The organism is Streptomyces sp. ATLC9 (assembly GCF_057196705.1).
In genome coordinates, this window is the sequence record NZ_JBXUOY010000435.1 from 1 (window position 1) to 2,723 (window position 2,723).

General features: G+C 74.6%; 1 protein-coding gene. It reads left to right on the forward strand.

Features of this window, described 5'->3' with window-relative positions; translation table 11 throughout:
* A partial coding sequence (locus tag AC2CJA_RS25920) for an Rne/Rng family ribonuclease (protein ID WP_484605101.1) occupies positions 1 to 2,723 on the forward strand: 2,723 nt, incomplete at both ends.

Here is a 2,723-nt window from a genome sequence, read left to right on the forward strand (position 1 = left end):
CGCCGGGCCTCCGCCCCCGCGGGTCCGCCGCAGGCGGCCGCGCAGAGCGCGGAGCAGGAGCCCGCCGCCAAGGCGGCGGCACCTTCCGAGTCCGCCGTACCGGCCGCCGAGGAGCAGCAGGCACCCGCCCGTGCCCGGCGGCGCACCCGCAGGACCGCGGAGAAGGCCGCTCAGCAGGAGACCGCTCAGGAGGGGACCGCGGGGGAGGAGCCCGCCGCTGAGGAGCCGGCCCGGGTGTCGGCGGAGGTCTCCGCCTCGGCCGGGGCCCCCGCAGAGGCGGAGAAGCCCGCGCGGACCCGGAAGTCCGCGAAGGTGCGGGCGGCGGAGGCCGAGAAGCCCGCGCAGGCCGGGACGCCGAAGGAGGCCGCAGAGCCCGCCGAGGCCGAGCCCGCCCCTTCCCGGCGCTCCCGCGGGAAGCCGCCGACGGCGCCGGTGGCGGTGTTCCAGGCGCCCGTGTTCGCCGAGCCGGTCTTCCAGACCCCCGAGACCGCCGCGGCGGCCGCCGCCGAGTCCGACGAGGAGGAGCCGGAGACCTCCGAGGAGTACGAGGCCGAGGCCGCCGGCACCGCGGAGGCCGAGCGCGAGGAGCGCGCCGCGGCCCGCCGCCGTCGCCGCCGCCGGGGCGGAGAGTCCGACGGCCGGGACGAGCGCGAGGAGCGGACCGCCGGGAACGGCGGAGAGGCCGCGGAGGCCGCGGAGATCCGGGCCGGGACCGGAGCCGCCGACGAGGGCGGCGAGGAGGACGAGGAGACCTACGGCCGGGGCGAGACGGACGAGGGCGAGGAGCGCCCCTCACGCCGCCGCCGCCGTGGCGGGCGCCGCCGCCGTCGCGGTTCCGACGCCGAGGACGCCGGCGAGGGCGAGGAGGGCGACGAGACCCGCGAGAGCGCCGACGGGAGCGGCCGGGAGGACGAGGAGCGGGGCGAGGGCGCCGAGGAGCACCAGGGCGCCTCCAGCAGCACCTCGCGACGCCGTCGCCGTCGCCGCCGCCGCAGCGGCGAGGCCGAGCCCCAGGCAGCCGAGGCGGCCCAGGACGACGACCCGGAGCGCACGGTCGTCAAGGTGCGCGAGCCGCGGAAGAAGAAGGACGAGCCGTCCGAGAGCGCCGACGGCGTGCAGTCCATCAAGGGCTCCACCCGTCTGGAGGCCAAGAAGCAGCGCCGTCGCGAGGGCCGCGAGCAGGGCCGCCGCCGCGTCCCGATCATCACCGAGGCCGAGTTCCTGGCCCGCCGTGAGGCGGTCGAGCGCGTCATGGTCGTCCGCCAGAGCGGCGAGCGCACCCAGATCGGGGTGCTGGAGGACAACGTCCTCGTCGAGCACTTCGTCAACAAGGAGCAGGCCACCAGCTACGTCGGCAACGTCTACCTGGGCAAGGTCCAGAACGTCCTGCCGTCGATGGAGGCCGCCTTCGTCGACATCGGCAAGGGACGCAACGCCGTCCTGTACGCCGGTGAGGTGAACTTCGAGGCGCTGGGCCTGTCCGGCGGTCCGCGCCGCATCGAGACCGCGCTCAAGTCCGGCCAGTCCGTCCTGGTCCAGGTGACCAAGGACCCGATCGGCCACAAGGGCGCCCGGCTGACCAGCCAGGTCTCCCTCCCCGGCCGCTACCTGGTCTACGTGCCCGAGGGCTCGATGACCGGCATCAGCCGCAAGCTGCCGGACACCGAGCGGGCCCGGCTCAAGCAGATCCTCAAGCGGATCGTCCCCGAGGACGCGGGCGTCATCGTCCGCACCGCCGCCGAGGGCGCCAGCGAGGACGAGCTGCGCCGCGACGTCGAGCGGCTCCAGGCGCAGTGGGAGGACATCCAGAAGAAGGCCCGCAAGGGCGGTGCGCCGACGCTGCTCTACGGCGAGCCGGACATGACCGTCCGGGTCGTCCGCGACATCTTCAACGAGGACTTCTCCAAGGTCGTCATCAGCGGCGACCAGGCGTGGGAGACGATCCACGGGTACGTCTCGCACGTCGCGCCCGACCTGGCCGACCGGCTCCAGCGCTGGACCTCCGAGGTGGACGTCTTCGCCACCTACCGGATCGACGAGCAGCTGATGAAGGCGCTGGACCGCAAGGTCTGGCTGCCCAGCGGCGGATCGCTGGTCATCGACCGCACCGAGGCGATGGTCGTGATCGACGTCAACACCGGCAAGTTCACCGGCCAGGGCGGGAACCTGGAGGAGACGGTCACCAGGAACAACCTGGAGGCGGCCGAGGAGATCGTGCGCCAGCTCAGGCTGCGCGACCTCGGCGGCATCATCGTGATCGACTTCATCGACATGGTGCTGGAGTCCAACCGCGACCTGGTGATGCGGCGTCTGCTGGAGTGCCTGGGCCGCGACCGCACCAAGCACCAGGTGGCCGAGGTCACCTCGCTGGGGCTGGTCCAGATGACGCGCAAGCGGGTCGGTCAGGGGCTGCTGGAGTCCTTCTCCGAGACCTGTGTGCACTGCAACGGCCGGGGCCTGATCGTCCACATGGACCAGGTGCAGGCCCAGGGCGGCGGCGGTGGCGGCAAGCGCGGCAGGAAGAAGGGCAAGGCTCCGGCCCAGCAGCCCGAGACCCCCGTCGAGGCCCCCGCGCCCTCCGCGGAGGAGCCGGCGGCCGAGACGCTCGCCGAGGTGGCGGCGGAGGCCGCCGTGCCGGCCGCGCTGCCGGAGCCGGAGTTCGTCCCGGACGAGGACCTGTACAGCAGCGCGGCCGAGGCCGAGGAGGCCGCCCGGCGCGGCCG